Here is a 25,090-nt window from a genome sequence, read left to right on the forward strand (position 1 = left end):
TCCCTCAGTGCAGGTTCGGCTGGGCGCCGACGCCCTTTTCGTCGATCAGGTGGCCGGTGGCGAAGCGGTCGAGGCGATAGGCCGCGTTCAGCGCATGCGGCGCGTCATGGGCGATGGTGTGGGCGAAGCACCAGCCCGAGGCCGGGGTCGCCTTGAACCCGCCATAGCACCAGCCGGCATTGAGGTAGAGGCCGCGGACCGGCGTGCGGTCGATGATCGGGCTGCCATCCATCGACATGTCCATCAGCCCGCCCCATTGCCGCAGCAGGCGCAGCCGGCCGAGCGCCGGCAGGATCGCCAGCCCGCCTTCGACCACGTCCTCGACCACCGGCAGGTTGCCGCGCTGGGCGTAGGAGTTGTAGCCGTCGATGTCGCCGCCGAAGACCAGCCCGCCCTTGTCGGACTGGCTGACATAGAAATGGCCGGCGCCGAAGGTGATGACGCCATCGACCAGCGGCTTCAGCCCTTCCGACACGAAGGCCTGCAGCACATGGCTCTCGATCGGCAGCGTCAGCCCGGCCAGCGCCGCGACGCGGGAGGAGTTGCCGGCGCAGGCCAGCCCGACCTTGCCGGCCCGGATGCGGCCGCGATTGGTCTCGACCCCGACCACGGCGCCGTCCTCCACCGCGATGCCGGTGACCTCGCAATTCTGGATGATGTCGACGCCGCGGCTGTCGGCGGCGCGGGCATAGCCCCAGGCGACGGCGTCGTGCCGCACCGTGCCGCCGCGGCGCTGCCGCAGGCCGCCCTGGATCGGAAAGCGGGCATTGTCGAAGTCGAGCAGCGGCACCAGCGCCCGCACCTGCTCGCGGTCCAGGAGCTCGGCATCGACGCCGTGCAGCCGCATGGCGTTGCCGCGCCTTGCATAGGCGTCGCGCTGCGCGTCGGAGTGGAACAGGTTCAGGACGCCGCGCTGGCTGACCATGGCGTTGTAGTTCAGGTCCTGCTCCAGCCCCTCCCACAGCTTCATCGACCATTCGTAGAACGGGATGTTGCCGGGCAGCAGGTAATTGGAGCGGATGATGGTGGTGTTGCGGCCGACATTGCCGCCGCCGATCCACCCCCTCTCCAGCACCGCGACGCGGGTGATGCCGTGCTCCTTGGCCAGGTAATGGGCGGTGGCCAGCCCGTGCCCGCCGCCGCCGACGATGATGACGTCGTAATCCGGCTTCGGCGAAGCGTCGCGCCACGCCGGCGTCCAGCCCTTCTGGCCTTTCAGGGCTTGGCCCAGCACCGAGAAGATCGAATAGCGCACGCCGTGCCTCCGTTCGAGGTCGGTGCTCCCCCTCACCCTCCCGCCGCCTTCGGCGTCGGGCCCCTCCCTCTCCCCGAGGAGAGGGAATGTTCGCCTCTCCTCGGGGAGAGGTCGAAATCGCACAGCGATTTCGGATGAGGGGGTGGCACCGGCCCATCCGCCTCGGAGTATCGATCACGGCAGATCGCTGATTTGCCTCAGCGCGCCACCGGCATGTCCCAATGGGACAAGCGGCTCAGCCCTCCCGCTCCCGCGCCGGCGGGTGGCCGAAGCGGGTGCGGTAGCTGCGCGAGAAATGGCTGGCGCTGACGAAGCCGCAGGCCAGCGCCACCTCGGTCACCGACAGCGTGGTCTGGCGCAGATGGCGCCGGGCCGCGCGCAGCCGCAGGTCGAGGTAATGCTCGGCCAGGCTGCGGCCCAGCCGGGCGCGGAACAGCCGTTCGAGCTGGCGCAGCGACAGGCCGGCGACCGCCGCCAGCTCCGGCCGCGACAGCGGCTCCTCGATCCGCTCCTCCATCTTGGCCAGCGCGGCCAGCAGGCCGGGATGGCTGACGCCGAAGCGCCGGCGCGGGTCCAGCCGCTGCGGGTCGTCGCCATGGCGCAGCTGGGTGTGCATGAACCAGTCGGCGACCTGCGCCGCCAGCGCCGCGCCGTCGCGCTGGCCGATCAGCGCCTGCATCAGGTCGAGCGCCGCGATGCCGCCGGAACAGGTCAGCCGGCCGCGGTCGATCTCGAACAGATGGCCGCTCGGCTCCAGTTCCGGGAAGCTCTCGGCGAAGGCGGCGTGGTGATCCCAGTGCAGGGTGAAGCGGTGGCCGTCCAGCACCCCAGCCCGCGCCAGCAGGTAGGGACCGCCGGAGACGGCACCCAGGGCCGTGCCGTGCCACGCCAGGTCGCGCAGCCGGGCCAGGGTCGGCGGGTGGTCGAAGCCCTCGACGCCGGTGCCGGCGCAGACCAGCAGCAGGTCGGCCTCGCCCATCGCCTCCGGCGGCCAGTCCGGCGCGATGGCGATACCGTTGGAGGCGCGCACCGGCTGGCCGTCCGGGCTGAAATGCAGCCAGCGATACCGCTCCTGCCCGCCCAGCAGGTTGGCGGCGCGCAGCGGCTCGATCGCCGCGGCATAGGGCATCAACGGGAAGTTCGGGATCAGCAGGAAACCGACCGTGTACGCCCCCTCCATCCGGCTCTCCCGCTATCCCGTCCAATGCTCTGTGTCGGGCCAAGCCTAGCCTCGCCTGCCGGCCGTTGCATGCTTCTTGCTTGCCGACGCGCTCCGTCTCACTCTTCGATAGCGGGACGTCCCGTGGTCCAGCCGAGGCAGGAGCGCCCGTGTCCATAGTCGCCGCCCTTCACCACGTCACCCGCTATCGCTACGACCGGCCGGTCGCGCTCGGCCCCCAGGTCATCCGGCTGCGCCCGGCGCCACATTCCCGCACCAAGGTCCCGAGCTATTCGCTGACGGTCACGCCGGCGAAGCATTTCGTGAACTGGCAGCAGGACCCGCACGGCAACTGGCTGGCGCGGCTGGTGTTCCCGGAGAAGGCAACGGAGTTCGCGATCGAGGTCGACCTGACGGCGGAGATGACCGTCATCAACCCGTTCGACTTCTTCATCGAACCCTATGCCGAGACCATCCCCTTCGCCTATCCCGCGGAACTGAAGACGGAGCTGGCACCGTATCTGGAGCCCGAGCCGGCTGGGCCGCTTCTGGCCGCTTTCGTAGCAGGGCTGCCTCAGGAAGAGGCACGCACCATCGACTTCCTGGTCGCGCTCAACGCCCGGCTGCAGCGCGACATCCGCTATCTGGTGCGGATGGAGCCCGGGGTGCAGGAGCCGGAAGAGACGCTGGCCCTGGCCTCCGGCTCCTGCCGCGATTCTGCCTGGCTCCTGGTGCAGATCCTGCGCCGGCTCGGCCTGGCCGCCCGCTTCGTGTCCGGCTACCTGATCCAGCTCCGGGCCGATATCGACCCGCTGGACGGGCCGAAGGGCACTGACAAGGACTTCACCGACCTGCACGCCTGGGCCGAGGCCTACATCCCCGGCGCCGGCTGGATCGGCCTCGACGCCACCTCCGGTCTGTTGTGCGGCGAGGGCCACATCCCGCTGGCGGCGACGCCGCATTACCGCTCCGCCGCGCCGATCAGCGGCCTGGTCGAGCCGGCGGAGGTCGAGTTCGAGTTCGCGATGGAGGTGACGCGGATCATCGAGCCGATCCGCATCACCATGCCGTTCTCGGACGAAGCCTGGCAGGCGCTGGACCGGCTGGGCGAGCAGGTCGATGCCGACCTCGCGGCCCAGGATGTCCGCCTGACCATGGGCGGCGAGCCGACCTTCGTCTCGATCGACGATTTCGAATCGGCGGAATGGAACACCGCCGCGGTCGGCCCGACGAAGCGCGGCTTCGCCGACGACCTGATCCGGCGGCTGCGCACCCGCTTCGCCCCGGGCGGGATGCTGCATTACGGCCAGGGCAAATGGTATCCGGGCGAGAGCCTGCCGCGCTGGGCCTTCGCCCTGTACTGGCGCCGCGACGGGAAGCCGGTGTGGCGCGACCCGGAGCTGATCGCGACCGAGGCCGGACAGCCGGCCGCGAAGCCGGCCGGCGCCGCCGAGGCGGAGCGGCTGGCCGAGGGCATCGCCGAACGGCTCGGCCTTACCGGCTATGTCGTGCCGGCCTATGAGGACCCGGCGCATTGGCTGCTGAAGGAAAGCGAGCTGCCGGCCAATGTCGACCTGCGGGACCCGAAGATCGCGGACCCGGAAGAGCGCGCCCGCATGGTCCGCACCTTCGAGCGCGGCCTGGCCGCCCCCACCGGCTACGTCCTGCCGGTGCAACGCTGGAACGCCAAGGCCGGCGGGCGCTGGATCAGCGAGCGCTGGGCCCTGCGCCGCGGCCGGCTGTTCCTGGTGCCGGGCGATTCCCCAGTCGGGCTGCGCCTGCCGCTGAACGCGCTGCCCTGGGTGCCGCAATCGGCCTATCCCTTCATCGTGCCGCAGGACCCGTTCGACGAGCGCCCGCCGCTGCCGGACTACCAGCAGCGCCGCCGGGCCGCGGCCGCGGGCGCCGCCGCCGAGGCGCCGGATGTCGTGCCGCAGCGCGAGACGGCGGTCGAGGGCACGGTCCGCACCGCCCTAAGCATCGAGCCGCGGGACGGCGTGCTGTGCGTGTTCATGCCGCCGGTCGAGCGGCTGGAGGATTATCTCGAGCTGCTGGCCGAGATCGAGGCCACGGCCGAGGCGGCCGGCCTGCCGGTGCATATCGAGGGCTACCCGCCGCCGAACGACTCGCGGCTGCAGGTGATCAAGGTGACGCCCGATCCCGGCGTGATCGAGGTCAATGTCCACCCCGCCGCCAGCTGGCGCGAGGCGGTCGGCATCACCACCGGCCTGTACGAGGAAGCGCGGCAGGTCCGGCTGGGCGCCGACCGGTTCATGACCGACGGCCGCCACATCGGCACCGGCGGCGGCAACCATGTCGTCCTGGGCGGCGTCACCCCGGCGGATTCGCCCTTCCTGCGCCGCCCCGACCTGCTGAAGAGCCTGGTCCTGTACTGGCAGCGCCACCCGGCCCTGTCCTACCTGTTCTCCGGCCTGTTCATCGGCCCGACCAGCCAGGCGCCGCGGCTGGACGAGGCGCGGCACGATTCGCTGTACGAGCTGGAGATCGCCCTGGCCCGGGTGCCGGCGCCCGGCGCCGCCCCCCTGCCCCTCTGGCTGGTCGACCGGCTGTTCCGCAACCTCCTGGTCGACGTCACCGGCAACACCCACCGCGCCGAGATCTGCATCGACAAGCTGTACTCGCCGGACGGGCCGACCGGGCGCCTGGGCCTGGTCGAGTTCCGGTCCTTCGAGATGCCGCCCGACGCCCGGATGAGCCTGGCGCAGCAGCTGCTGCTGCGGGCCCTGATCGCCTGGTTCTGGCGCGAGCCGCAGCAGGGCGGGCTGGTGCGCTGGGGCACCGCGCTGCACGACCGCTTCATGCTGCCGCATTTCGTCTGGCAGGACATGCTCGGCGTGCTGGCCGACCTGGGCCGGGCCGGCTATGCCTGCGACCCGGACTGGTTCGAGGCGCAGCGCGAGTTCCGCTTCCCGATCCTCGGCCGGGCCGAGCGCGGCGACGTGGCGCTGGAGCTGCGCCAGGCGCTGGAGCCCTGGCATGTGATGGGCGAGGAAGGATCCGCCGGCGGCACCGTCCGCTATGTCGACAGCTCGGTCGAGCGGCTGCAGATCCAGGCCCGGGGCGTCGTCCCCGGCCGCCACATCATCGCCTGCAACGGCCGCCGCCTGCCGCTGGCAAGCACCGGCACCTCGGGCGAGGCGGTGGCGGGCGTCCGCTTCAAGGCCTGGCAGCCGGCCAGCGGCCTGCACCCGACCATCCCGGTCCACACCCCGCTGACCTTCGACGTGATCGATGCCTGGAGCGGCCGGTCACTGGGCGGCTTCGTCTACCACGCCGCGCATCCCGGCGGCCGGAACTATGATACATTTCCGATAAATTCTTACGAAGCCGAAGCACGACGCCTCGCGCGTTTCCAGGATCACGGGCATACTCCCGGGCCGACGGGCCTGCCGCCCGAGGAGCGAACGAGCGAGTTTCCGTTGACCCTGGATTTGAGAACGCCGATTGGCCGGTGAAGCTTCGCTGCGCGCCGGGGAGGATGCGATGACGGCCCCGACTGCGGCCCGGCGCCTGCAGGACTGGATCGCCGGCTACACCCCGCTGCCCGGCGTCCCGGACGAGCTGATCGGCCCGGACGGGAAGCCGCGCGCCTATTGGCGGGACTTCCTCGACGTCATGTCCAGGCTGGCGCCGGAGGAGGCCGAGCGCCGCTTCGCCGCCGCCGACCGGCACATCCGTGATACCGGCGTGTCCTACCGCGTCCATGGCGAGAGCAGCGAGCGGTCCTGGCCGCTGAGCCGCGTGCCGCTGCTGGTCTCGGCGGCGGAGTGGCGCGAGATCGAGGCCGGCATAATCCAGCGGGCCGAGCTGCTGGAGACCGTGCTGCGCGACCTCTATGGCGACGGCAGGCTGGTGGCAGACGGCGCGCTGCCGGCCGCCGCGGTCGCCGGCAGCCCCGACTTCCTGCGCCCGCTGCACGGCGTGGCGCCGCCGGGCGGGCGCTTCCTGCATCTCTACGCCGCCGATCTCGGCCGCGGCCCGGACGGGCGCTGGTGGGTGCTGAACGACCGCACCCAGGCGCCGTCCGGCGCCGGCTACGCGCTGGAGAACCGGCTGATCCTGTCCCGCGCCCTGCCGGCGCTGTATCACGAGATGAATGTCGAGCGGCTGGCCCCCTTCTTCGGCGCGCTGCGCGCCGGGCTGGCGGCCGCGGCGGACCGGTCCGACCCGCGGATCTGCCTGCTCAGCTCCGGCCGCTACAGCGAGACCTATTTCGAGCAGGCGCATCTGGCCCGCTATCTCGGGCTGATGCTGGTCGAGGGCGACGACCTGGTGCTGCATGACGGGCGGATCCATGTCCGCACCATCGCCGGGCTGAAGCGCGCCGACGTGCTGTGGCGCCGGGTCGACGCCGATTTCTGCGACCCGCTGGAGCTGAACACATCGTCGCGGCTGGGCGTGCCGGGCCTGCTGGAGGCGATCCGTGGCGGCCAGGTGGTGGTCGCCAACATGCCCGGCGCCGGGCTGGCCGAGGCGCGCATCCTGCTGAGCTTCCTGCCGGCCTTGTGCCGCCGCCTGCGCGGCGAGGACCTGACGCTGCCGAACGTCGCCACCTGGTGGTGCGGCCAGCCGCAGGAACGGGAGACCGTGCTGGCCGCGCTGCCCGAGCTGGCCGTCGCGGCCGCCTTCGGCGCCACCGTCCCCGGCTTTCCGGGGCAGCCCTCGGTGCTGGGCGCCGAGACGCCGCAGCGGGCGCGGCTGGCGGCCGCGATCCGCACCCGTCCCGTCGACTATGTCGGGCAGGAGGTGGCGCGGCTGTCGACCACGCCGGCCTGGCAGGACGGCAAGCTGGTGCCGCGGCCCTTCGTGCTGCGCGTCTTCGCCGCAGCGACGCCGGATGGCTGGAAGGTGATGCCGGGCGGCTTCTGCCGCATCTCGGACCGGCTGGACGCGCGCGCCGTATCGATGGGCCAGGGCGTGCAGACGGCGGATGTCTGGATCCTGGCCGACCGTCCGGTCGAGCCGACCTCGCTGCTGCCGCGGCAGGACCGCGTCCCGATCCGCCGCATCGCCGGCAACCTACCGAGCCATGCCGCCGACAACCTGTTCTGGTTCGGCCGCTATCTCGAACGCGCCGAGGCGACGCTGCGCCTGGTGCGGCGGCTGTGCTCGAGCCTGGTCGAGGCCGACCCCGCGATCCAGGGCAGCGGCCAGACGCTGGACCGGCTGCAGAAGCTGCTGGTGGCGTGGGGCGCCGTGCCCCGCCCGAAGCCGGGCGACAGTGCCACGGCCGCCAGCGCCGTCGCCGCCGCGGCGCTGAACCAGGCCGAGAATTACGGCGCCGCGATCTCGCTGGTGCGCTCGGCGCGCCGCGCCTCCTCCGCCATCCGCGAGCGGCTGTCCGCCGATTCCTGGCCGCTGCTGGCCGAGCTCGAGGAGCGGCTGGGCGAGCCCGGCGACGCGGCGCTGTCGGAGGGCGAGACCTTCCACCGCGCCGACCGCGCCCTGCATGTGATCGCCGCCCTGTCCGGCCTGGCGCAGGAGAACATGAACCAGGTCGCCGGCTGGCGCTTCCTCGACATGGGGCGGCGGATCGAGCGCGGCATCAACACCTGCCGCTTCGCCCGCCATCTGGCCGAGGCCGACACCACCATCGACGACCTCGACGCGCTGCTCGATCTGATCGACTCCCAGATCAGCTACCGGTCGCGCTACGTCATCGGGCCGGCCCTGGCGCCGGTGCGCGACATGGTGATGCTGGATCCCTACAACCCGCGGGCGGTGGCCTTCCAGGTCGAGCGGCTGCTGGAGCATCTGAAGGCCCTACCGTCGCTGCGCGAGGACGGCATGCCGGAGGCGCCGCTGCGGCTGGCCACCATCATCTCCGGCACCTTGTCGGCGGCCCTGGCCGAATCCCTGGACAACACCCAGATCCTGGGCTTCGAGCAGAAGCTGATGCAGCTGTCCGAGGCGATCGCCGACCGCTACTTCCTGCAGGGCCGCAACGCGGCACGGCCAGAGAAGCTGACGGGGCTGTATTGATGCCGGTGGTCGGGCCATTCACGCCAGAACCGTCATGGCGAGGCGCGCAGCGCCGTGGCCATCCAGGGGCCGGTGCGAGCGGCCCTGGATGGCCACGCCCCTTCGGGGCTCGCCATGACGCTTCAATGTGTCGAGTGTGGTGAACCCTCCCGCATGATCTACGACATCCGTCACCTCTCGACCTACGCCTATGAGACGCCGGTCAGCTTCGCCCGCTGCGTGCTGCGCCTGTTGCCCAGCGACCGGCCGGAGCAACGGGTGCTGTCGCGGGCGATCGAGGTCAAGCCAGTGCCGGCCGCCTCCGGGGCGCGGCGCAGCTTCTTCGGCAACGACGTGGTCACCGTCACCATCGAGGCGGCGCATCGCGAACTCAAGGTCGACGCCCGATCGCGGGTCGAGGTGACGCGGGACACCGGCGACCTGCTGCGCCAGGCCAGCCGGCCGTGGGAAGACGTGCGCGAGCGCGCCTTCGCCGCCGCGACGCTGGCCCCGTCCTCTCCCGCCCATTACCTGTATCCGAGCCGCCTGGTGCCGATCCTCGGGCCCCTGTCGGCCTACGCCCGTGTCAGCTTTCCGCCGGGCCGCCCGATCCTGGAGGCCGCCACCGAGTTGATGCAGCGGATCAAGGCCGACTTCGCCTACGACCCGAAGGCGACCGTGGTCTCGACCCCGCTGATCGAGGCGTTCGAGGCCCGCCGCGGCGTGTGCCAGGACTTCGCCCACATCATGATTGCCTGCCTGCGCGGCCTCGGCCTGCCGGCAGCCTATGTCAGCGGTTATCTGCGCACCCTGCCGCCGCCCGGCAAGAAGCGGCTGGAGGGCGCCGACGCCACCCATGCCTGGGTCACGGCGTGGTGCGGCGAGGAGTTCGGCTGGCTCGGCTTCGACCCGACCAATGCGGTGCTGGTCGAGAACGACCACATCGTCCTCGCCAGCGGCCGCGACTATGCCGATGTGTCGCCGATCGACGGCGTCATCCTCGGCGCCGGATCGCAGGCCCTGACCGTGAAGGTCGACGTCGTCCCGGTGACCTGACACCGGCTCTCTCCCTCAAGGCACAGCAACCGCTCCCCTCTCCGTCATGGCGAGCCCCGAAGGGGCGTGGCCATCCAGGGCCGTGCGCACCGGCCCCTGGATGGACACGTCGGCTTCGCCTCCTCGCCATGACGCGGAGGGCCGCCGGGACGGCACGGTTGACTCCAGGCCTCGCGTCCGCTTAAGTGGTCTTACCACGGTAAGAACACTATGACCGACCTCATCAAGCTCACCCGCGATCCCGACGACGCGCCCGGCGGCTACGCCAAGGTCTTCGCCTTCCTGCGCGAGCAGTTGCTGTCCGGCGCGCTGAAGACCGGCGACCGGCTGCTGCCGGAGCGCGACCTGTCGGCGCTGCTGGGGGTCGGTCGGCCGGTGCTGCGCGAGGCGCTGCGGGCGCTGGCGATGCTGGGCGCGGTCGAGATCCGGCACGGCGTCGGCACCATCGTGCGCCAGCCCGACGCCTCGACCCTGGGCGAGTTCTTCACCTTCGCCCTGGCGCAACAATCCGACGCCATCGACGACGTCATGGAGGCGCGGATCGCGATCGAGTGCCAGGCCGTGCGCCTGGCCTGCCGCCGCGCCACCCTGGCGGATTTCGAGCGCGTCCGGGCCGCTCTGCAGCGGATCGAGGCCACGATCGACGACCCGGTGGCAGGCGGCGAGGCCGACTTCGACTTCCACAACGGCATCGTCCAGGCCGGACGATCGGAGACGCTGCGCAGCGTCTACGCAGCCATCTCCGACCTGGTGCACCGGTCGCATCGCGGGCGGCGCGAGCTGATCCTCAAGGTGCCGGGCATCCGATCGTTCCTGATCGACCACCACCACCGGATCTTCGAGGCGCTGGTGGCGCGCGACGTGCAGCGCTCGGACGAGTTGCTGCGCCGCCATTTCGAGATCGGCGACGAGTATCGCCGCAAGGCCTTCGAGACGCCCAGGCCGCAAGGCTGACGGTCCACCCGACAAGACTATGGAGACTCCGTTGAAGATCGTGATCGGCTGCGACCATGCCGGCTTTCCCCTGAAGCGCGAGATCGCCGACTTCGTCGCGGGCCTCGGCCACGCGGTGACGGACGTGGGCAGCCACACCCCCGACCCGGTCGACTTCCCGGACATCGCCCGGGCGGTCTGCGCCGCCGTCACCGGTGGGACGGCCGATCGCGGCCTGATGATCTGCGGCACCGGCGTCGGCGCCGCCATCGCCGCCAACAAGATCCGCGGCATCCGCGCCGCCGTCTGCCACGATGTCCATTCGGCGCATCAGGCGGTCGAGCATGACGACGTCAACGTGATGTGCGTCGGCGCCCAGATCGTCGGCCCCTGGCTGGCGCGCGACCTGGTCGCCGCCTATCTCGCCGCCGAATTCGAGCCCAGCGAGGACTTCAAGCGCCGGGTCGAGAAGCTGGCGCAACTGGAGCGGGAGGGCTGAGCCATGGCGGAGCCCCGTCACACCGTCGGCTTCATCGGCCTCGGCACCATGGGCCGCGAGATGGCCGCCAACCTGCTGCGCGCCGGCCATGCCGTGCAGGCCTATGACGTGGTGCCGGCCGCGGTCGACGCGCTGCCGGCACAGGGCGCCGTCCCCGCCGCCAGCGTGGCCGAGGCGGCCGCGGGCGCCGACATCGTCGTCACCATGCTGCCCGACACGCCGCAGGTCGAGGAGGTCGTGTACGCCGTCCCCGGCGGGCTGCTGGCGGCGCCGCCGCGCGGCCGGCTGGTGGTCGACATGAGCACGATCTCGCCGCAGGCGGTGCGGCGGATGCACGCCGACCTCGCCGCCGCCGGCATCGACCTGCTCGACGCCCCGGTCTCCGGCGGGCCGCAGGGAGCCCGTGCCGCCACGCTGACGATCATGGCCGGCGGCGCCCGCTCCGCCTTCGACCGGGCGCTGCCGGTGCTGCGCGGCATGGGCACCACCATCACCCATGTCGGCGACAGCGGCGCCGGCCAGACGGTGAAGCTGTGCAATCAGCTGATCTGCGGCATCAATCTGCAGGCGATCTGCGAGGCGCTGGCGTTGGGCCGGGCCTGCGGCGTCGACCTGGACCAGATGCGCGAGGTGCTGCTCGGCGGCTCCGCCGCCTCCTGGATGCTGGACCGGCTCGGCCCGGCGATGATCTCCGGCGATTCCGGCGCCGGCTTCCGCATCGACCTGATGCTGAAGGACCTGCGGCTGGTGCAGGAGCTGGCCTATGGCAAGGCCGTGCCCCTGCCCGCCACGGCGCTGGTCACCAGCCAGTATCTCGACGCCCGGGCTCATGGCGAGGGCGGCAACGGCAACCAGGCCCTGTTCCGCGTCTATGACCGCATGAGCGGGCAGTCCCCGAACGCCGGATAGAGGAGCGGGCAATGGGCGTGTCCCTCGATTTCTCCGTCGTGCTCGAGCGCTGGCCGATGTTCCTGGACGGCGCCTGGCTGACCATCCGGCTGGCCCTGGCCTCGACGGTGCTGGGCTTCGCGCTGGGCACGCTGTGCGCGATCGGCCGGCGCGGCGGGTCGGCCTGGCTGTCGCGGCTGTGCGGCATCTATGTCGAGGCGATCCGGAACACGCCCTTCCTGGTGCAGATCTTCGTCGTCTATTTCGGCCTGTCCAGCCTGGGCCTGTCGCTGCCGGCCGTCACCGTCGCGGTGATCGCGCTGGTCATCAATGTCGGCGCCTACACCGCCGAGATCATGCGCGCCGGCTTCGATTCCATCCACAAGGGGCAGCTCGAGGCCGGGGAGTGCCTCGGCCTGTCGCGGGCGCAGATCTATTGGCACGTAGTCCTGCGTCCGGCGATGGAGCGGGTCTATCCCGCCCTCACCAGCCAGTTCGTGCTGCTGATGCTGGCCTCCTCCGTCGTCTCGCAGATCTCGGCCGAGGAGCTAACGGCGGTCGCCAACTTCATCCAGTCCGACACCTACCGCGCCTTCGAGACCTACATCGTCGTCGCGCTGCTCTACATCGCCCTCTCGCTGCTGATGCGGGCCGGTTTCTGGGGGCTGGGCCTGGCGCTCTTCCCGCGCCGCCGCCGGCTCGGCACGCCGCTCTGACCGCGAGGACGCCATGCAGACCGGACTGAACCTGAACCATCTCGACTTCCTGCTGCAGGGCGCGCTGTGGACCCTGGTGCTGTCGCTGATGGCGCTGATCGGCGGCGGCGTGGTCGGCTTCGGCGTCGCCCTCGGCCGCATCGCGCCGAGCCGCCTGCTGCGCGCCGCCATCGGCGGCTACGTCCAGCTGATCCAGGGCACGCCGCTCTTGGTGCTGCTGTTCCTGACCTATTTCGGCCTGCCGGCGCTGGGCGTCGAGGTGCCGCCGCTGCTGGCCGCCGGCGTGTCGCTGACGATCTATGTCAGCGCCTATCTCGGCGAGATCTGGCGCGGCTGCCTGGAGGCTGTGCCGAAGCCGCAATGGGAGGCGGCGGAGTGCCTGGCGCTGAGCCGCAGCCAGCGCCTGTTCAAGGTGATCCTGCCGCAGGCCGTGCGCCTGGCCACGCCGCCGACCGTCGGCTTCATGGTGCAGATCATCAAGAACACGTCGCTGGCCTCGGTGGTCGGCTTCGTCGAGTTGGCCCGGGCCGGGCAGATCGTCAACAACTCGATCTTCCAGCCCTTCGCGATCTACATGGTGATCGCCGTTCTCTACTTCGCCATGTGCTACCCGATCTCGCTGCTCAGCCGCCGGCTGGAGCGCCGGACCGGCCGCGCGCCGCGGCTGAAGCCGGCCCTCGCCTGACCGGGCCTCAAAAAGACATCAGGGAGAGAACGCGATGACCGCGATGGTGACGCTGCAGGACGTGCGCAAGAGCTTCGGCGAGCTGACCGTGCTCGACGGCGTGTCCTTCGCCGTCGAGAAGGGCCAGGTCACCGCCCTGATCGGCCGCAGCGGGTCGGGCAAGAGCACGGCGCTGCGCTGCATCGACCGGCTGGAGACGATCGACGGCGGCGAGATCACGGTCTGCGACCACAAGGTCAGCGACCCGGAGATCGACCTGCGCCGGCTGCGGCTTGACGTCGGCATCGTGTTCCAGAGCTACAACCTGTTCCCGCATCTGACCATCGAGCAGAACATCACCCTGGCCCCGGTATCGGTGAAGAAGGTGGCGCGGGCCGAGGCCCGGGCCCTGGCCCGCGGCGTGCTGGACCAGGTCGGCCTCGGCGAGAAGGCCGATGCCTATCCCGAGCAGCTGTCGGGCGGCCAGCAGCAGCGCGCCGCCATCGCCCGGTCGTTGGCGATGCAGCCCCAGGTGATGCTGTTCGACGAGGTCACCTCGGCCCTCGACCCCGAGTTGAAGGGCGAGGTGCTGAAGGTGATGGAGGACCTGGCCGCCCGCGGCATGACGATGATCATGGTCACCCACGAGATGGGCTTCGCCCGCCGGGTGGCCGACCGGATCGTCTTCATGCATCGCGGCCGGGTGCATGAGCAGGGGCCGGCCGAGATCCTGGCCAAACCCGAAACACCGGAGCTGCAGCAGTTCGTCGCCAACGAGCTCTGAGCCCGGCTTTCCAACCAGAACACAGACATGGAGGAGATGCAGATGCAGCCGTCAATCCGCTGGGGCCGGGCGATCGCCCTGGCCTGCGCCCTGAGCCTCGGGGCATTGCTTCAGGGCACCGGGGCCGCACATGCGGACGTGCTGGACGACATCATGGCCGCCAAGAAGATCCGGATCGCGACCGACCTGGCGATTCCGCCCTCGGGCATGATCGACGACCAGATGAAGCCGACCGGCTCCGACGTCGAGACCGCGCAACTCCTGGCGAAGGACTGGGGGCTGGAGCTGGAGTTCGTGCAGACCACGGGCGCCACCCGCATCCCGAACGTGCAGACCGGCAAGGCCGATATCATCATCTCGACCCTGTCGGTGACGCCGGAGCGGGCGAAGGTGATCGACTTCTCCAAGCCCTATGCCGCGTTGCAATCGGTGATCGGCGCCCCGGCCGACGACCCCATCAAGGATTGGGCTGACCTGCAGGGCAAGTCGGTGACCGTCACCCGCGGCACCACCCAGGACACCGAGCTGACCAAGCTGGCGGCGGAGAAGGGCTTCCAGGTCGTGCGCTACGACGACGACGCCACGATGGTGACCGCCGCCGTCTCCGGCCAGGCCGAGATCGTCGCCACCTCGGCGACGCTGGTGAACCAGATCAAGGCGAAGGCGCCGGACCGCGCCTTCGAGCCGAAGTTCCTGATCCGCACCTTCGACCTCGCCATCGGGCTGCGCAAAGGCGAGCCGAAGCTCATGGAGAAGCTGAACGAGTGGGTGTCGGCCAACCTGAAGAACCGCAAGCTGAACGACATCTACCAGAAGTACCACGGCTCGCCGCTGCCCGAGGCGATGCTGCAGTAAGGATGGTTGGAGGTGCCCGCAGGGCAATAAACCAACCGTCATGGCGAGCGAAGCGTGGCCATCCAGTCCCACGACCGGAGCAGGCCGCGTCAACCTGGATGGCCACGTCGCTTCGCTCCTCGCCATGACGATTTTGGTAATTGGCGGGGAAAGAGGCCTGCCCTACTCCTCCCCAGGCTTCGGCAGGTCGGTCAACGACCCGGCCGGCACCACCGGCAGCACGATCCTGGACGGATGCGCGCGGTCCAAATGGATCCGGTTGGTCGCCACCCGCTTCAGCCGGCCCGTGCCCTCCGGCTCGCCGCTGTTCGGGTTGACGTCGTATTTCGGGAAGTTGCTGGAGGCGATGTCGAGCCGGATGCGGTGCCCGGCCTTGAACAGGTTGGCCGTCGCGAAGGGCTCGATGGTGATCGCATAGACCCGCCCCGGCTCCAGCGGCGACGGGCTTTCCCAGCTGTCGCGGTAGCGGCAGCGCAGGATGCCGTCGGTCAGGTTCAGGGCGAAACCCTTCGGGTCGTCCGCCGTCGGCGGATGCACGTCGATCAGCTTGGCGGTGAAATCCGTATCCGGCGCGTCGGAGGAGACGAACAGCCGGACCTCGATCGGCCCAACCACGGCCATGTCCTCGGCCAGGGGTGCGGTCTCGAACACCACCACGTCCGGGCGGGACGACAGCGGTAGGTCGGGCCTGCGGCTGCCGAAGAAGCGATCGCCCTCGGTCTGGTCGAAGCCGCCGCCCTCGAACACCGGCTGGCCGGAGGTCAGGGCGCCGCCGATGGTCGGCACCGGATCGGAAGGGTCGGATTGGTAGGCGATCGACGCCTGCTCGGCCTGCGGCAGGGCCGGGTCGAGGCGGCCATTCCCATGCAGGTGGTAGTCGGTGAAGACGGTGCCGGGCAGCGGCCAGTCCGCCGCCGCGATCCAGCGCCCGCCATGGTCCAGCCGGCCCTCCACAGTGCGCCGGCCGCTGCCGCCGCCCATCAGGAACAGCCGCGCCGTCGGCTCGGCTTCGGCGCCGTTGCCGATGCCCTTCAGCCAGCGGTCGAACCAGCGCTGGCGGAACTGCAGCCAGCCTGCGGTGACGTTGCCGTCGATCGTCGCCGCCGGCCCGAATTCGGTGTCGCCGCTGAAGGTGGTGTTGCGGTTGCCGTGCAGCCACGGCCCCATGATCAGTTGCACCGGGGCGCTGCGGCCGCTGAGGGCGGCATAGTTCTCCATCGTGGTGCGGACATAGGCGTCGTACCAGCTGGACATCAGCACCATGGGCACGTCCGGGAAGCGGTCGTAATACCCCTCGGCATAGATGCCGAGCTGCTTCCAGTAGTCGCCGAACGATCCGTGGGTCCATTGCTCGAACAGATAGGCCTCGTAATCCGGCACGGCGCGCACCGGCGAATGGCCGGGCCGCCAGGGCATGGCGGCGAACCAGGCGCGGATGTCCTCCGCCTCCAGCGCCGCCAGCACCTTGGGATCGGCCAGCGCCGCCGGGCTTTCCTTGGCCTGGCTGAAGGCCCAGGTCGCCTGCTTCAGCTCGAAGGCGCCGCCCTGGCGGATGCCACAATGATAGGAATTCGAGAAGCCGCCCGAATCCACCACCATGCAGGCCAGGCCCGGCGGGTTCAGGCAGGCCAGCGCGAACTGGGTGTGCGCGGCATAGGACAGGCCCATGGTGCCGACCTTGCCGTTCGACCAGGGCTGGGCCGTGATCCAGGCGACCGTGTCGAAGCCGTCCGGCCCCTCGGAGGTGTACTTCGTGAACACCCCCTCCGAGCCGTGGCGGCCGCGGCAGTCCTGGTAGACCACGGCATAGCCGGCGCGGACGAAATGCGCCGCCACCTGCGGCCGGGTCATCGGCCCGTCCATGCCGACCCCGATCTCGGAGCGCGACAGCTCGGTCTTGCCGTAGGGCGTGCGCTCCAGGATCACCGGCAGCGGTGCGTCGACGCCGATGCGATGGCCCGCCGGCAGGTACACGTCGGTCGCGAGCCGCACGCCGTCGCGCGCCGTCACCATCTGGTCGCGCAGCACCTGGATGTCGCCCGAGCTCACTTGGCCACCTCCGCATAGGTGGCGAGGGTCCATTCGTTCTTGTTGGCGCGGTAGGTGATGCCGTCACGCGCCGCCCAGTGCACGGTCGGGAAATACAGCGGCACGATGCCGACATCGCCGAAGCCGATCCGCGCCGCCTGCTCCAGCAATTGGTTGCGCTTGGCCTCGTCGAACTCCGCCAGCGCCTGCTTCAGCGTCGCGTCGAACTCCGGGTTCGAATAGCGGGCGCGGTTGAACGCGCCCTTGCCGGCCTCCTTGTCATAGGTCGCCAGCACGTTGGTCAGGGCGTTGGCCGAGTTGCTGTTGCTGTTGCCGAAGCTGAAGATGAAGGCGCTGTATTCCTGCTTCGAGGCGGCGCCGGCATAGACGTTGTAGGGCTGGGTGACCACGCCGTTGATCTTGAGGCCGCCGCGCGCCAACATCTGGCCGATCGCCTGGGCGATGTCGGCGTCGCCGGCGAAACGGTCGTTCGAGGAATGCACCGTCAGCCCGAAGCCGTCGCCATAGCCGGAATCGGCCAGCAGGGCCTTGGCACCGGCGGCATCATACGCCTCCGGCGTCACGTCGGCGGCGTAGCCGCCCAGACCCTCGGGCACGATCTGCCCGGCCGGGGTGCCGGAGCCGTTCAGCAGGCGCTGGATGATCAGGTCGCGGTTGATCAGCTTGGAGACGGCGAGGCGCACCCGCTTGTCCTTCAGCGGGTTGGCCGCCAGGGGCTGGCCGTCCTTGCCGGTCACGAACGGGCTCTGGTCCCGCGCCGAATCCAGCGCCAGGTAGATCAGCCGGCCGGAGGTGGTGGAGTAGACCTTGGCCTTGCCGCTGTCGTTCACCGTCGCCACGTCGGCCGGCGGCACGCCGTCGATCAGGTCGACGGAGCCGGACAACAGCGCCGCGATCCGGGCCGCGTTGTTCGAGATGAACTTGATGGTGACATTCTCGAAGGCCGGCTTGTCGCCCCAGTAATGCGGGTTCGGCGCCAGCACCAGCCGGTCGCCCGGCACCCATTGCTTGAACACGTACGGCCCGGTGCCGACCGCTGCGGCGCCGGAGTTGAAGTCGTTGGTGGTCTTCCCCTCCGAGGCTTTCTTGGAGACGATGTAGACGAGACCGACCTGCTCGATGAACTGCGGCGTCGGCGACTTGGTCTTGAATCGGACCGTCAGCGGGTCGACCGCGGTCATCTCCGCGATGCTGCCGACCGCGCCGGTGAACGGCGCCGGGCTGTTCGGCACCGATTTGGCGCGGTCCATCGAGAAGATCACGTCGTCGGCCGTCAGGTCCGACCCGTCGCTGAACTTGACGCCGGGCCGCAGCTTGACCTCCCAGGTCGTCGGGTCGACCGAGGTCCAGGACAGGGCCAGCGCCGGCTGCACCTGCAGGTTCTCGTCGGTCTGCACCAGCCGGTCGAACATGTGCTGCGAGATCGACTGGTTGTTGCCGGTGCGCGAGAATTGCGGGTCGATGGCCGAGGGCTCGGTCGCGGTGCCGATGGTCAGGTCGGCGGCCTGGGCAAAGCTGGCGCTGCCCAGCGTCAGGACCGTCGCAATCGTCGCCAGAAGAGCGCTAACGCTTTGCCTCTCCCGCCTGGCGGGAGAGGTCGGGCTCGCGCAGCGAGACCGGGTGAGGGTTGGTCCGGGCCTCGACAAACTCCCCTCACCCGGAGCCGCCAACGCGGCTCCGACCTCTCCCGCAAGCGGGAGAGGCAACGCGTTTCTCTGCTTCATCCATGCCGGCATCCGCATCATCTCGCTCTCCTCTGTTCGGTTTCGGGCGCCTTCGGCGCCTCAGATCAGGTGGCAGGCGGCCTGGTGGCGGGGCGCGACCGGGCGCAGGGCCGGCCGTTCGACGCGGCAGCGGTCGGTCGCCATCGGGCAGCGCGGGTGGAAATGGCAGCCGCTGGGCGGGTGCAGGGGCGACGGGATCTCGCCCTTGATCGTCTCGAACTTGCGCTTGCGGTTGCTCAGCCGCGGCACCTCGTTCAAGAGGGCCACGGTGTAAGGGTGCAGCGGCCGGTCGAACAGCTCGGCGGTCGCCGCTGTCTCGACCACGCGGCCGAGATACATGATCACCACCCGGTCGCTGATGTGCTCGACCACGCCGAGGTCGTGGCTGATGAACAGGTAGGTCAGGCCCAGCTCGCGCTTCAGCTCCAGGAACAGGTTCAGGATCTGGGCCTGGATCGAGACGTCGAGCGCAGCGATGGATTCGTCGCAGACCAGGAAGTCCGGCTTCACCGCCAGCGCCCGGGCGATCCCGATGCGCTGGCGCTGGCCGCCGGAGAACTGGTGCGGGAAGCGGTCGCGATAGGCCGGGTCCAGCCCGACCCGGCGCATCACCTCCTGGACGTAGCCGTCGGCCTCGCGGCGGCGCACCAGCCCGTGCACCCGCGGCGCCTCGCCGATGATATCGCGCACCCGCTTGCGCGGGTTCAGCGAGGCGAAGGGGTCCTGGAAGATCATCTGCGCCTTCAGCCGGGCGTCGCGCGCCGCGTCGCCGGCCAGGCCGTCGACATCCCGGCCGCGCCAGCGGATGGCGCCGTCGCTCTTCGGCAGGATGCCGGCCATCATCCGGCCCAGCGTGGACTTGCCGCAGCCGGATTCGCCGACCAGCCCGACCACCTCGCCCGACGCGATGGCGAGGTCGACCGCGTCGACGGCGTGCACTGTCCGCTCCTCGACCCTGGCGCCCAGGAAGCGCGCCGCCTTCTCGGCATAGTCCAGGCGCTTGGTGAAGCGCTTGCCCAGGCCGGCGGCCTCGATCAGCGGGGTCATGCGCGCACCTCCAGCTGCGGGTGGAAGCAGCGGAAGGCGCGGTCGCCCCGCCGGGTCGTCTCCGGCGCCGCCATGCAGGCGTCCGTGGCGCGGCCACAACGTGGCCGGAAGGCGCAGCCTTCGGGCAGCGACAGCGGCGACGGCGCCATGCCGGGGATCTGGAACAGCGCCTCGCCGCGCGGCCGGTCGCCGGGCACCGAGCCGATCAGCCCGATGGTGTAGGGATGCGCCGGCCGGTCGATCACCTCGTCGACCGTGCCGGTCTCGACCACGCGGCCGGCATACATGACGCAGATCCGGTCGGCCAGGGCGGCGACCACCGCCAGGTCGTGGCTGACCCAGATCAGCGCCGTGCCGGTCTCTCGGCACAAAGTCTGCACCTGGGCCAGGATCTGCGCCTGGATGGTGACGTCCAGCGCGGTCGTGGGCTCGTCGGCGATGATCAGGTCGGGCTTGTGCAGCAGGGCGATGGCGATGGCCACGCGCTGGCGCATGCCGCCGGAGAACTGGTGCGGATAGGCCTTGAGCCGCTCCTCCGGCGACGGGATGCCGACCCGGCCGAGCGCGTCGCGGCACCGCGCCACCGCCTCGGCCCGCGACACCCGCTCATGCGCCTGGATGGTCTCGACCATCTGGGTCTCGACCCGCAGGACCGGGTTCAGGGTCATCATCGGGTCCTGGAAGATCATGGCGATGCGGTTGCCGCGCAGTTGCCGCAGCCGCTCCGCCGGCAGCGCCGCCAAGTCCTCGCCCTGGAACAGGATCCGGCCGCCGACCACCCGGCCCGGCGGATCGACCAGGCCGAGGATGGAGAAGCCGGTGATCGACTTGCCGGAGCCGGATTCGCCGACCAGGCCCAGCACCTCGCCGCGGTCGACCCGGAAGGACACGCCGTCGACGGCGCGCACCACGCCGGCCTTGGTGAAGAAATGCGTCTGCAGGTTCTCGACGCTGAGCGTGGGCACGGTCATCTCCGGGCCCTCACTTCTGCAGCCTTGGGTTCAGCGCCTCGCGCAGGCGGTCGCCGACGATGTTGATCGAGAAGATCAGGGCCAGCAGCAGCAGGCCCGGGAACACGCTGATCCAGTACAGGCCGGCCAGCAGCACCTGGTAGCCGTTGGCGATCAGCAGGCCCAGCGACGGCTCGGTGATCGGGAGGCCGATGCCGAGGAAGCTCAGCGTCGCCTCGGCCGCGATCGCATGCGCCACCTGGATGGTGCCGATCACGATCACCGGCGGCAGGCAGTTCGGCAGCAGGTGGCTGAACAGGATGCGCGCCTTGCTCAGGCCCAGGCACTGCGCCGCCTCGACATATTCCTTGCCGCGCTCGACCAGCGCCGCGGCGCGGACGGCGCGGGCGAAATAGGCCCATTGCACCACCACCAGGGCCAGGATGACCTTGCCCACCCCCTGCCCCAGCACGGCCAGCATCATCAGCGCCACCAGGATGGTGGGGAAGCCGAGCATCAGGTCGACGACCCGCATCACCAGCGTGTCGATCCGGCCGCCGAAATAGGCGGCGACGAGGCCGAGCGTGGTGCCGACGGCGAGCGCGAACAGGCCGGCGAGCCCGCCGACGCCGAGGCTGGTGCGCAGCCCGTACAGCATCGCCGAGAGCATGTCGCGGCCCTGGGCGTCGGTGCCCAGCCAGTAGGTCCAGCCATCCATGCTCTCGCTGCCTGGCGGCAGCCGGCCGTCCATGATGCTGAGCGAGGCGAGGTCATAGGGGTCCTGCGGCGCGATCCAGGGCGCGAACAGGGCGACCAGGATCAGCACCAGGCAGGCAATGACGGCCAGGGTGGCGGCCTTGCTGTCCAGGATGCCGCGCAGGGCCTGGGCCAGGATGCCGTCGCCGAGCAGCGGCTTGCGGGAGATCACGGCGTCGCTCATGCGTCGGACAGCCGGACGCGGGGGTCGAGCACCGAGTACAGGATGTCGACCACCAGGTTGATGACGATGAACATGGCCACCACGATCAGCAGGTAGGCGACGATCACCGGCCGGTCGAGCCGCATGATGCTGTCGATGATCAGCTTGCCGACGCCGGGCCAGGCGAAGATGGTCTCGGTCACCGTGGCGAAGGCGATCAGCGACCCGAACTCCATCCCGACCACGGTGACGATCGGGATCAGGATGGTCTTCAGCACGTGCACGAAGATCACCCGCCGCTCGGTCAGCCCCTTGGCCCGGGCGAACTTCACGAAGTCCAGCGGCAGGGTCTCGCGCATGCCGCTGCGGGTCAGGCGGATGATCAGCGAGACGTTGAACAGCGACAGGTTGATCGCTGGCAGGATCAGGTGGGTCAGCCCGTCCCAGGTGGCGAGGCTGGTGTGCAGGCCCAGCACCTCGCCGGTGGCGCCGCGGCCGGTGGAGGGCAGCCAGCCGAGCATGACCGAGAAGATCATGATCAGCATCATGCCCTGCCAGAAGCTGGGCAGGCTGAAGCCGAGGATCGACCCGGTCATCACCGTGCGGTCGAAGCCGCTGCCGGCCTTCAGCCCCGACAGCACGCCGAGCGGGATGCCGATCACCAGCGACAGCATCAGGGCGATGAAGGCCAGCTCCAGCGTCGCCGGCAGCCGCTCGAAGATCAGGCTGATCGAAGGCTGGTTGAAGACGAAGGACCGGCCGAGATCGCCATGCAGCGCGTTGCCGAGGAAGGTCAGGTATTGCTGCCACAGCGGCCGGTCGAGGCCGAGCGACTGGACCGCCTGGGCGATCTCGGCCTGCGAGGCGTCGGCCGGCACCAGGATCTCGATCGGGTTGCCGATGGCATAGACGCCGAGGAAGACGAGGATCGAGGTGACCAGCAGCACGAAGCCGCTCTGCACCAGCCGGCGGATGATGAAGACGGTCATGGCCGGCTTGGCGTCCCGGCGCGCGAATCCCGCATCTGCGTCCCTGTTCGCTTATGATGGGCCGGCCGGGCGGACCGGCGTGGCGAGGGGGACGTTAGGCGTGGGAGAGAACGACCCGCAACATCATGCGGAATCCGCATCGGGTTATGCGCATTTCATGCGCGGGCGCGGTCCGGATCGGTGCTTCGTGTCGCGGATATCGGCGCCGGCGGCATGAACGTCAAGCAGCTCGAGGCCTTCAAGGCGATCATGCGCAGCGGCTCCACCACCGCCGCGGCGGCGCGGCTGGACCTGTCGCAATCGGCGGTCAGCCGTCTGCTGACCCAGCTGGAGGCCGAGCTGGGGCTGGAGCTGTTCGCCCGCGAGAAGGGCCGGCTGATCCCGACGCCGGAGGCGATCGGCCTGCTCGATTCCGTCGAAGACGCGGTCGACGGGGTGCAGCGGGTGCAGCATGTGGCCGAGGAGCTGCGGACCGGCAATTCCGACCAGATCCTGCTGCGCATCGGCATGCCGCACAGCATGTCGCAGACCATCCTGCCGCTGATCGTCGAGGAGTTCCTGCGCGACCACGGCAATGTCGCGCTGGAGATCCTGTCCGGCGCCTATCACGAGACCGAGCGCGCGGTGCTGACCCGCCAGGCCGATCTCGGCTTCGTCCGGCTACCAACCGGCGAGGCCGGGATGGACACGATCGCCATTGCCCGCACCACCAGCGTCTGCGTCATGCCGCAGGGCCACCGGCTGGCGGAGAAGGCGGTGGTGTCGGTCGAGGACCTGGAGGGCGAGCCGCTGGTGCTGCTGGGCCGGCAGCGCCCGGCGCGGGCGGAGATGGACCAGATGTTCCGGCGGGTCCATTTCCGGCCGCGGGTGCAGGTCGAGACGCATTCGGTCGGCTCGGCCTGCGCCTTCGCCGCGCAGGGGCTGGGGGTGACCATCGTCAATGCGTTGATGGCCAGCCATTTCCGCGACCTGCCGATCGCCATCCGCCCGTTCCGGCCGCTGCTGTGGAACGAGTTCGGCCTGGCCTTCGCCGCCGGCCAGCCCCGCTCCCGTGCCGCCGACCGCTTCGCCGAGCATTTCCGCCGCCGCCTGGTCGAGATGCTGCGCGGGCTGGAGAGCGAGTTTAAGCCGGAGGCGGGGTAGAGGGCGGGTTTGGGGCGATCGACACCAGGCCGATTTAGAGCCTAATGAGTCCCCCCTCCCCTCGCGGGAGGGGGCTAGGGGGAGGGGGTTATCACGGCTTGATCCGGCCCTGCTCCCCTCACATCGGCCCGTCGGACGGATTGCGCCCCTTGCCCATTCGCGCGCGGACGCGCGCAGACCCCTCCCCCTGCCCCCCTCCCCCAAGGGGAGGGGGGACTAAGTAACAAAGCGGGTCGAAACACCGCCCCTACCCGTGCTCCGACGTCTTGGTCAGGTACGGCGCCAGATTGGCCGGGACCGGGATCACGGCGAGGGTCTTGAGGCGGGCGACGGCCCGGCGTTCGGCAGCCTGCAGATGCGTCTCCAGCACCGCGGCGGCGGCCGGCCAGGCCTCTTGCGCCAAAAGCTCCAGCACCAGCCGGTGCTCGGTCAGGATCGGCTGGTCGTCGGCGATGCCGAGCGAGCGGGTGAAGGCGTGGGTGGCCAGCAGCGGCAGCTGGTTGTGGCGCAAGGCGTCGGCCAGACGGGCGTTCGGCGTCGCCAGCACGCAGCGGACATGCAGGTCCTCCTCGATCTCGTCCATGGTCTCGGGCGGCGGCTTCGGGCCGGCCGCCTCGGCCCGGCGCAGACGGTCCAGCATCGCCTCGATGTCGCCGCTCGGCACTGACGGCGCAGCGCTGACCAGGGCCGGCGGCTCGAGCAGCCGGCGCATCTCGTAGAGCTCGCGGATCGCCCGGGCGGTCAGCGGCCCGGCGATCCAGTGCGAGCTGGCGTTCTTCTCGATCAGCCCGCGCTCCTGCAGCCGGCCCAGCACGTCGCGCACCACGGTCCGGCTGACGCCGAAATGGTCGGCCATCTCGGCCTCGACGATGCGGTAGCGGCCGAACACCAGGCAGGAGGCGATCTGGCGCTCGGCGGTGGCGTAGATCCGCTCCCAGGAGGCGCGGGACTGCTGCGCCTCGTCGATCTCCTCCGCCGCGTCCAGGCCGAAGCCGCGGATGTCGGTGCGCAACGGCGCCGCGCCGGCCGCCTCCGGCCCCACCAGGTAGCCCCGGCCCTCGAAGCGGTGGATCAGCCCATCCGCCTCCAGCCGCGCCAGCGCCCGCTGCACCGGGGCCCGGCTGGTCTGGAAGATCTCGGCGATCGGCCCTTCCAGCAGCACCAGCCCGGCCGGCAGCCGCCCGGCGCCGATCGACGCCCGCAGCGCACGCTCGACGATCTCGTAGAGCCGCGGCGGGGACGCGTTCGTCGCCGTGTCCGTCATGTCCTGCAGCAGCGTTCCGTCCGTCCGGGTGATCCTGGTCCTCTGATGGCCCCCGCGGCGCCAAGGCGCAAGTGGCCGTTGCCTATGGCATGGGCAGCGGCACCGGGAAAATGACTATCGCATACCCAAAGCGCCGCCTTGGGTCTCAGGGCCTGCCCGAAACTTGGACAGACAGGCTTGTCGAGGCTGATAGGAACCGGATCTCGCGACATGG

The 25,090-nt window shown here is 70.3% G+C and carries 20 protein-coding genes; 11 read left to right on the forward strand and 9 right to left on the reverse strand.

The window, feature by feature from the left end; genetic code table 11:
* Positions 1-4: 4 nt before the first annotated feature.
* Positions 5-1,255, reverse strand: coding sequence for a sarcosine oxidase subunit beta family protein (locus FFK22_RS04165; RefSeq protein WP_138890939.1), 1,251 nt, complete (start codon positions 1,253-1,255; stop codon positions 5-7).
* 235 nt (positions 1,256-1,490) lie between these two features.
* Entirely contained in the window at positions 1,491-2,435 is a 945-nt protein-coding gene (locus FFK22_RS04170; RefSeq protein ID WP_138890940.1) for a GlxA family transcriptional regulator, read from the reverse strand.
* A gap of 149 nt (positions 2,436-2,584) precedes the next feature.
* Between FFK22_RS04170 and FFK22_RS44325 the strand changes: the two genes are divergently transcribed.
* The 10 genes from FFK22_RS44325 (at position 2,585) to FFK22_RS04220 (ending at position 14,791) form a co-directional block, all read left to right on the forward strand.
* Complete coding sequence (locus FFK22_RS44325; protein ID WP_138890941.1) at positions 2,585-5,890, forward strand: DUF2126 domain-containing protein; 3,306 nt, start codon at positions 2,585-2,587, stop codon at positions 5,888-5,890.
* Between the two features lie 28 nt (positions 5,891-5,918).
* Entirely contained in the window at positions 5,919-8,417 is a 2,499-nt protein-coding gene (locus FFK22_RS04180) for a circularly permuted type 2 ATP-grasp protein (RefSeq protein ID WP_138890942.1), read from the forward strand.
* Between the two features lie 153 nt (positions 8,418-8,570).
* Positions 8,571-9,452, forward strand: coding sequence for a transglutaminase family protein (locus tag FFK22_RS04185; protein ID WP_138890943.1), 882 nt, complete (start codon positions 8,571-8,573; stop codon positions 9,450-9,452).
* A gap of 210 nt (positions 9,453-9,662) precedes the next feature.
* Positions 9,663-10,406: a FadR/GntR family transcriptional regulator gene (locus tag FFK22_RS04190; protein ID WP_138890944.1), complete on the forward strand. Its 744-nt coding sequence runs from the start codon at positions 9,663-9,665 to the stop codon at positions 10,404-10,406.
* Between the two features lie 40 nt (positions 10,407-10,446).
* Positions 10,447-10,884, forward strand: coding sequence for a ribose 5-phosphate isomerase B (rpiB, locus tag FFK22_RS04195; protein ID WP_306770071.1), 438 nt, complete (start codon positions 10,447-10,449; stop codon positions 10,882-10,884).
* 3 nt (positions 10,885-10,887) lie between these two features.
* Positions 10,888-11,793, forward strand: a complete 906-nt coding sequence (locus FFK22_RS04200) for an NAD(P)-dependent oxidoreductase (RefSeq protein WP_138890946.1) — start codon at positions 10,888-10,890, stop codon at positions 11,791-11,793.
* Positions 11,794-11,804: 11 nt separating this feature from the next.
* On the forward strand, positions 11,805-12,488 hold the full coding sequence (locus FFK22_RS04205; RefSeq protein ID WP_138890947.1) for an amino acid ABC transporter permease: 684 nt from the start codon (positions 11,805-11,807) through the stop codon (positions 12,486-12,488).
* A 13-nt stretch (positions 12,489-12,501) separates the two neighbouring features.
* Positions 12,502-13,173: an amino acid ABC transporter permease gene (locus FFK22_RS04210; protein ID WP_138890948.1), complete on the forward strand. Its 672-nt coding sequence runs from the start codon at positions 12,502-12,504 to the stop codon at positions 13,171-13,173.
* Positions 13,174-13,207: 34 nt separating this feature from the next.
* A complete protein-coding gene (locus FFK22_RS04215) occupies positions 13,208-13,936 on the forward strand; it encodes an amino acid ABC transporter ATP-binding protein (protein WP_138890949.1) in 729 nt (242 codons plus the stop codon).
* A 42-nt stretch (positions 13,937-13,978) separates the two neighbouring features.
* Positions 13,979-14,791, forward strand: a complete 813-nt coding sequence (locus FFK22_RS04220) for a transporter substrate-binding domain-containing protein (protein WP_138890950.1) — start codon at positions 13,979-13,981, stop codon at positions 14,789-14,791.
* Between the two features lie 162 nt (positions 14,792-14,953).
* On the opposite strand, the gene FFK22_RS04225 is transcribed toward FFK22_RS04220, so the two are convergent.
* The 6 genes from FFK22_RS04225 to FFK22_RS04250 form a co-directional block, all read right to left on the reverse strand.
* Positions 14,954-16,840, reverse strand: a complete 1,887-nt coding sequence (locus tag FFK22_RS04225; RefSeq protein WP_221938374.1) for a CocE/NonD family hydrolase — start codon at positions 16,838-16,840, stop codon at positions 14,954-14,956.
* Positions 16,837-18,486 (reverse strand): ABC transporter substrate-binding protein, encoded by a 1,650-nt coding sequence (locus FFK22_RS04230; protein WP_221938375.1) that lies wholly within the window; start codon positions 18,484-18,486, stop codon positions 16,837-16,839. The genes FFK22_RS04225 and FFK22_RS04230 overlap by 4 nt, the downstream gene beginning before the upstream one ends.
* 138 nt (positions 18,487-18,624) lie before the next feature.
* Positions 18,625-19,611, reverse strand: coding sequence for an ABC transporter ATP-binding protein (locus FFK22_RS04235; protein WP_138890953.1), 987 nt, complete (start codon positions 19,609-19,611; stop codon positions 18,625-18,627).
* Complete coding sequence (locus tag FFK22_RS04240) at positions 19,608-20,576, reverse strand: ABC transporter ATP-binding protein (RefSeq protein WP_221938376.1); 969 nt, start codon at positions 20,574-20,576, stop codon at positions 19,608-19,610. Before FFK22_RS04240 ends, FFK22_RS04235 begins: the two co-directional genes overlap by 4 nt.
* A gap of 16 nt (positions 20,577-20,592) precedes the next feature.
* Positions 20,593-21,501, reverse strand: coding sequence for an ABC transporter permease (locus FFK22_RS04245; protein ID WP_138890955.1), 909 nt, complete (start codon positions 21,499-21,501; stop codon positions 20,593-20,595).
* Positions 21,498-22,469: an ABC transporter permease gene (locus tag FFK22_RS04250; protein ID WP_138890956.1), complete on the reverse strand. Its 972-nt coding sequence runs from the start codon at positions 22,467-22,469 to the stop codon at positions 21,498-21,500. The genes FFK22_RS04245 and FFK22_RS04250 overlap by 4 nt, the downstream gene beginning before the upstream one ends.
* Before the next feature lie 180 nt (positions 22,470-22,649).
* On the opposite strand from FFK22_RS04250, the gene FFK22_RS04255 reads away from it, so the two are divergent.
* A complete protein-coding gene (locus tag FFK22_RS04255) occupies positions 22,650-23,612 on the forward strand; it encodes a LysR family transcriptional regulator (protein ID WP_221938377.1) in 963 nt (320 codons plus the stop codon).
* Between the two features lie 247 nt (positions 23,613-23,859).
* Here FFK22_RS04255 and FFK22_RS04260 read toward each other — a convergent pair whose 3' ends face one another.
* Positions 23,860-24,876, reverse strand: a complete 1,017-nt coding sequence (locus FFK22_RS04260; protein ID WP_138890957.1) for a GntR family transcriptional regulator — start codon at positions 24,874-24,876, stop codon at positions 23,860-23,862.
* Positions 24,877-25,090 lie beyond the last annotated feature (214 nt).

Origin of the sequence: Mycobacterium sp. KBS0706 (genome assembly GCF_005938675.2) — a bacterium.
GTDB lineage: Bacteria > Pseudomonadota > Alphaproteobacteria > DSM-16000 > Inquilinaceae > Inquilinus.